The 6,738-nt window shown below is 44.2% G+C and carries 4 protein-coding genes; 3 read left to right on the top strand and 1 reads right to left on the bottom strand.

From position 1 onward, the window contains the following. Nucleotides 1-48: 48 nt before the first annotated feature. The 3 genes from G1O98_RS22955 to G1O98_RS22945 all read left to right on the top strand — a co-directional run bounded on the left by G1O98_RS22955 (nt 49) and on the right by G1O98_RS22945 (nt 5,162). Complete coding sequence (locus G1O98_RS22955; protein ID WP_163932272.1) at nt 49-1,599, top strand: metallophosphoesterase; 1,551 nt, start codon at nt 49-51, stop codon at nt 1,597-1,599. A gap of 393 nt (nt 1,600-1,992) precedes the next feature. Continuing rightward, on the top strand, nt 1,993-4,626 hold the full coding sequence (gene mutS / locus G1O98_RS22950) for a DNA mismatch repair protein MutS (RefSeq protein WP_163932270.1): 2,634 nt from the start codon (nt 1,993-1,995) through the stop codon (nt 4,624-4,626). 149 nt (nt 4,627-4,775) lie between these two features. Beyond that, nucleotides 4,776-5,162 carry a hypothetical protein gene (locus tag G1O98_RS22945; protein WP_163932268.1) on the top strand — a complete coding sequence of 129 codons (387 nt, stop codon included), beginning with the start codon at nt 4,776-4,778 and terminating at the stop codon, nt 5,160-5,162. Between the two features lie 41 nt (nt 5,163-5,203). Here G1O98_RS22945 and G1O98_RS22940 read toward each other — a convergent pair whose 3' ends face one another. After that, nucleotides 5,204-6,511 (bottom strand): lipid-A-disaccharide synthase, encoded by a 1,308-nt coding sequence (locus tag G1O98_RS22940; protein ID WP_163932266.1) that lies wholly within the window; start codon nt 6,509-6,511, stop codon nt 5,204-5,206. Nucleotides 6,512-6,738 lie beyond the last annotated feature (227 nt).

The raw sequence follows: 6,738 nt of genomic DNA, 5'->3' as shown, positions 1-6,738 counted from the left end.
CCCCTGCCCCCCTGCCCCCTGCAATTCAAGATTCAGGAGTATGTTGCATTGAAACTTGTATCAGATCCAGCGATCGCTAACAAAATTCGTAAAATGAATCAGCGAGTCAGATGGCAAGATCCGTTAATTGTGGAACGGAACATCGACCAAACTCGCATGGTGTTGGAGGATGGTCAAGAAGATAATCCTGAGTTTTCATTTTTAGTTGTGGGTGATAGTGGTTCTGGTAAGCATCGGGGACACAATCCCCAACGACAGATAGCTGAACTGATGTTGCCTCATCACGATGAATCCCGTTTTATGCTGCATACCGGGGATGTAATTTACTTAGTGGGTTCGAGTGAATACTACCAGCAAAACTTCATCGAGCCTTACCGAGAGTTTATCTTGGGCGGAGAGCATCCGAAGCGGATTGCTTATGATCAGATGATTTTTAAGCTGCCCATTTTACCAGTACCGGGAAATCACGATTATTATAACTTGCCGATTTTATTGAGCTTTGCCTCTCTCACAACATTACCCCTTCGTCGTCTGTTGCGATCGCGCTTAGACCTAGATGTGGGTTTGCATGGCTCAGGAACTGGTGAGGCTTACGCACACGCATTTATAGACTATCTGAAGGCGTTGCAACTTCCAGGAGAGTTAAGCAGCCATTTAGATCAGCACTACACAGGTAAGACAGATACAGGTCTTTGTCTTAAGTATGAACCTGGGCATTTTACCCGCCTTCCCAATCGTTATTACACTTTTCGCTATGGCGGGATTGATTTCTTTGCCTTAGATTCTAATACATTTAACGATCCACCACCTCTACCTAAAACAAAACAAGGTGATGCCGATCGCAAAATCTTAGAAAAGCGCCGTGAAGATTTAGAACAAGAAAAACAGTACATTATTGAAACCTCGGCCAAGCTTCGTCCTGAAAACCCCATTGAAGCCGATCAATTAGACGATTACCACGCCAAGCTGTCACAAATTGAAGAAATTATTGTTGATATCAAGAAGCAATTAGCTAGTGACAAAACAATGCAGACTGATATTGAACAACTAGACTGGCTCAAACAAAGATTAATTGAATCTTGGAATAATTCAGAAGTTCGGGGAAGGGTGATTTATTTCCATCATCCTCCTTATGTAACTGAGGCGACAAAGTGGCAACAAGCACAAACTTTGATCATTCGCGATCGCTTTCGTGGTGTGCTGGATGCAGTAGCGAAAGAAATAGGTTCTCTAAATCAGGGTCGTCCTTTGGTTGATTTGGTATTAAATGGTCACGCCCACTGCTTAGAACATCTGGAGACAATGGATACAGGACACGCTGATTCTGGTATTCACTGGCTTGTTTGTGGTGGTAGCGGGTTTAGTTTACGCCGCCAAAGAATTGAGGGAGCAGATTTAATGGAGGAAAATAAATTAGTGGCGCGATCGCATCTCTTCATTGGTCGCAACGGTCAAGGTTCTCAGAAGCGACGACCTTATTCAGGTTTACGCATTGACGTTAAAGGCGATGGACAACCTAAGTTTATTGTCCGTCCTTTGGTTGCCGAATGGCATCAGCGACAATGGCATAATCGGGAACTTGAGCCACTGATCATCTAAAGATGAAAAAGAGGGGGAAAGGTCAAGGGGGAAAGGGGAAAGGGAACCCCATATTTAAAAACAGGTGTTTCAAGACATGGACGCTGCTAAGTTATCGCACTACCCCGCATTTCTCACTTGTGAGAAATGAGCTTGAGTGTGGGGGGTGTGGGGAGTGTGGGGGATAAGACTTCTTCCCCGTCCTCCCACACCCTGCCCTGACGAGGTTTCAGCTTTTCTTAGTGCCATTCGGCTTTATACCTTCTGGGGAAAAGTTTTTTCTTTTTCCCTTGCCCCTTACCCTTTCCCCTTTAGCCCTTCTTGGTAAAATATCCTTGAGCGATCGCCATTCAACTTTCACATCACGTTATCATCGGATATTGTGGAATTTCCGTGCGTAACTCGATAGCATCTATGACCGCCTCTCACTCTGAAACTCCATCTACCAAACCCGACGCAAGTACTTTTATTTCTGACCATCAACAGGTGGATCGCAGTAAGCTAAGTCAAATGTACTTGCATTATGTCGAGACGAAGGATAAATATCCTCACGCGGTATTGTTGTATCGGGTAGGAGATTTCTTTGAATGCTATTTCCAAGATGCTGTAAAACTAGCGCAAGAATTGGAATTAGTTCTCACTAGCAAACAAGCTGGCGAACAGGGACGAGTGGCGATGTCTGGTGTTCCACATCATGCTTGGGAACGCTACGCGACGATGCTAGTAGAAAAAGGTTATGCAGTTGTAATTTGCGACCAAGTAGAAGATGCTTCGGAAGCTGCGGGTAGATTGGTGCGGCGAGAAGTAACGCGCATTCTTACCCCAGGCACTTTGCTAGAAGAAGGAATGCTGAAATCCAGTCGCAATAATTACCTTGCAGCAGTAGTAATTGCCGCAAATCATTGGGGTTTAGCTTATGCAGACATCTCCACAGGGGAATTTCTGACAACTCAAGGTAGTGATTTAGAACATTTGACACAGGAATTAATGCGCTTGCAACCTTCAGAGGTGCTAGTTCCAACAAATGCGCCTGATTTGGGTAGCTTGCTACGTCCGGGAGAAACTTCACCTCATCTACCGGAGTGTTTGCCACCATCATTTTGCTATAGTTTGCGATCGCAAGTTCCATTTTCTCAAGGCGAAGCTAGACCTAGATTATTGCAGAAATTTAAAGTGCGATCGCTCGAAGGACTCGGTTGCGATCATCTTCCCCTCGCTGTTCGTGCAGCTGGTGGTCTTTTAGAATACTTGGAAGATACCCAAAAAGAAAACCCAGTTCCCCTGCAAAGACTCCGTACCTACACTGTCACCGACTACTTAATTGTTGATAGTCAAACCCGCCGTAACCTGGAAATTACCCAAACCGTCCGGGATGGAACTTTTCATGGTTCCCTACTCTGGTCATTGGATAGAACGAGTACAGCGATGGGTGGGCGGGCTTTACGGCGATGGTTATTGCAACCACTACTCGATATTAAAGGCATTCGGGCACGTCTTGATACCATCCAAGAATTGATGGAAAATACGCCTCTGCGTCAAGATTTACGGCAGTTATTACGCCAAATTTATGATTTGGAACGCCTCACCGGAAGGGCTGGTTCTGGTACAGCTAATGCTAGAGATTTAGTAGCTTTGGCAGATTCTCTCTCTCGTTTACCAGAATTATCTCATTTAGTTACTGAAGCACATTCTCCATTCCTCAAAGCTTTGCAGAAAGTCCCAAGTGTGTTGGAAGAATTAGCACAAAAGTTACACGCGCACCTTGTGGAGTCGCCACCCATACTAATCAAAGAAGGCGGATTAATTCGCCCTAGCGTCAATCCTCTTTTGGATGAAAGAAAAGCGACTGTAGAAGCAGACCAGCAATGGATTGCCAACTTAGAAGTTGAGGAGAGGGCTAAGACGGGAATTTCGACATTGAAGGTAGGATTTAATAAAACTTTTGGTTATTACATCAGTATTTCTCGCACCAAAGCTGACCAAGTACCTGCTAATTACATCCGCAAGCAAACCCTGACCAATGAGGAACGTTACATTACCCCAGATTTGAAGGAACGAGAAGCCCGGATTCTCTCGGCGCGGGATGATTTAAATCAGTTGGAGTATGAGATTTTTACGGCATTGCGGGAAGAGGTAGCACAAGAGGCGGAAGTAATTCGCAATCTATCTCGTGCAGTCGCGGCGGCGGATGTATTGTGTGGTTTGGCTGAGTTGGCAGTGCATCAAGGTTATTGTCGTCCAGAAATGTTGTCGGGAAGGGAGATAAACATTGTTGATGGCCGTCATCCGGTGGTGGAACAGTCTTTACCTGCGGGTTTCTTTGTGCCGAATTCGACTCAATTAGGTCAAGAGTCATTAGTCATTAATCATCTGTCATTAGCAGATAATCAAGAACAAATAACAAATGACCAAGGACAAATGACAAATGACAATCCCGATTTGATTATCCTCACCGGACCAAATGCTAGCGGTAAAAGTTGTTATTTGCGTCAGGTGGGATTGATTCAGTTAATGGCGCAGATTGGTAGTTTTGTACCAGCTAGGTTTGCCAAATTGGGAATATGCGATCGCATTTTCACTCGTGTAGGTGCAGTAGACGATCTTGCAACTGGTCAATCTACTTTTATGGTGGAAATGAATGAAACGGCGAATATTCTCAACCATGCCACATCTAGGTCGCTGGTATTATTAGATGAAATTGGCCGTGGAACAGCAACATTTGATGGTCTTTCCATCGCTTGGGCCGTGGCGGAATATATTGCAGTGGATATTCGGGCGCGAACGATTTTTGCGACTCATTACCATGAATTGAATGAACTAGCTAGCATTGTGCCGAATGTGGCTAATTATCAAGTGACGGTGAAAGAATTACCCGACCAAATTATCTTTCTGCACCAAGTCCAACCGGGTGGTGCTGATAAATCTTACGGTATTGAGGCAGGAAGATTAGCGGGTTTACCAGCAGTGGTGATTCAACGAGCCAAACAAGTGATGGGGCAAATTGAGAAACATAGTAAGATTGCGATGGGGCTGCAAAATCTGGATTGATATCTTAACTGACTGGATTTACTTAACTTGGTAAGAAGAGTTGCCAACTAGTTGAAATCTTGTTGACCTTTATGCTTAAAATTGCACAAGAGGTTTTTTTAGCATCTACTAAAAGCTAAAGTTGACCCTTTGCAGGACTCCCATAAGCAATGCTGACTGAAATTTTACCTTTTTCCTTTGAGTTAGACACGATCGCGATCGCCGGAGCGAGTTTGTGGTCATTGGCGCTATATCTAGGTTTTTCCCCTGTCAATCAATGGGTAATCGAACAACTCAACCGTTGGTTTAACTTTGCCGAGCGATCGCTTTATACTAGCCAAACAGAGTTTGAAAAGACTCGCAAAGGCAGAGAAGCCCAAAATGCTTTCTACGCCTCATTATTTAGCATCACGCCTTTTCTGGTAGTTGGTGCTTTATGTAACTGGGGTCTGGAAATTAGTTTAGGTGAGAGTTGGGGAATTAGTACAGGAATATTAGCTTGTATGGGTGCCGGCATTTATGAACTTGGGCGCAGGGATGGAGAATCTTCCGATTAAGTAGAGAGATGAACAGAAAAAACTGACTGCAACTTCTCCTCCTACTTCTCAATTTCCTCGCAAATAATCTGCGCTATCTTCAGGGCTGCACCGCTTTCGCCACGAATATTACGGAGTTTAGCGCGGATATCATCCAATTTTTCTGGATGGGCTAATAAGTCTACAACCATTTCCCCAATTTCTGCTGGTTGAATTCTACCCATAAGTTCTGGTACTATCTCTTCCTGTGCCCAGATATTTGGCCATGCTAATAAACCTTTGCGTCTCACGAATCTTAGGAATAACCAATTGATTACGTTAGCAAAAAGTGTACCTACCCCTGGCAGATTTGCTAACAACCCAGGTAAACCATCCCAAGCACGCATGGCATCAAGTTGCTGGGTTGGCAGCAAAACAATCATTGGCACTGCTAAAGCACCGAGTTCGGCAGTGTTTGCTCCCACTGTAGTCAAGCAGATACAGCACTGGGATAATAAGTGATATGCGGGGTTTTCTTGCCACAGTTCCACAGTTACGCCCGTTGCTGTTTTGAGCAATGCTTTGCCTCTATCGTCCTCTGGGACAATTAAGGAAGCACCACCAAAACCAAAGATTTCAGCAATAGAGTTCCTTTGAGGATCGGCAAAACTAGCTAAAGTTTGTAAATCCAAAGTTGGGGCTACAGGAACTACAAATTTAGTTTGCGGTCTTTTCGCGTGAACATATTCGGCAATACTTAAAATTAATGGTACTCCTTGGGCTAATTTTGCTGCTTTTGATCCAGGGAGTAGACCAATCAATTCAGTCTTTTTTCCTACGCTGTGGGAAGTCGCTGAAGGGTCTATGTCATTAGTCATCTGTCCTTTGTCGTTGGACGAATGACTACTAGCTTCTACCATCAAATCACCCACAACGGTAAATTTGTGAGCATATTTTTCAGGAACGCGGGCCGCAACTTCAGGTTTCATCACGCCAAAACGATCAATCCAGTTATGCCACCTGGCTGACCATTCGGCGTAAACTACTGTGCGATATCCGAGCTTTTTACCTATAACTACAGGGAAAATTTGATCGCCACCGAGAAAAACAACTACACCACGACTTCTCCAGTCCCAATTGTCAATAGTTTTACCCCAGAGCAAAAATTGCCAAAAATGCTCTGCGGCCTGTACTCTATCTACTTCTGGGTAAGAAAGTGCGATCGCAGCTTCTTTACCACTAGCATTTGAGCAAGGTGATAAGATTACACTGATCCTCACTTGATTTCGGTCATCGCCGAATTTTTGCCGCAATGCCCTTACTACTGGGCGCACCCAGGTTGTTACCTCACCAGGGCCATTTGATAGGATGAGAATATCTACTTGAGTCATTAGTTAATGGTCAAAAGTTAGAGATCATTACTCAAGAGGCAAATATTAATTAATTCGTTCCTAAGTTATCAGCGATAGTATCATTTGTAACTATAATTTAATACCTGTATCCAAAGTACAGTAAAAATAGAGTATAGGCGTAGCTCGTTGTAAATACTACCTGGCCCTTGTGATATCCAAACTCAAAATTTGAGGTTAAAAGGCTCAACCTTCACCCTCAGAGGCTC

The sequence above is a fragment of the Nostoc sp. UIC 10630 genome (assembly GCF_010747425.1).
In the GTDB taxonomy this organism is placed as follows: Bacteria; Cyanobacteriota; Cyanobacteriia; order Cyanobacteriales; family Nostocaceae; genus Nostoc.
This window is presented reverse-complemented; position numbering and strand designations above follow the sequence as displayed.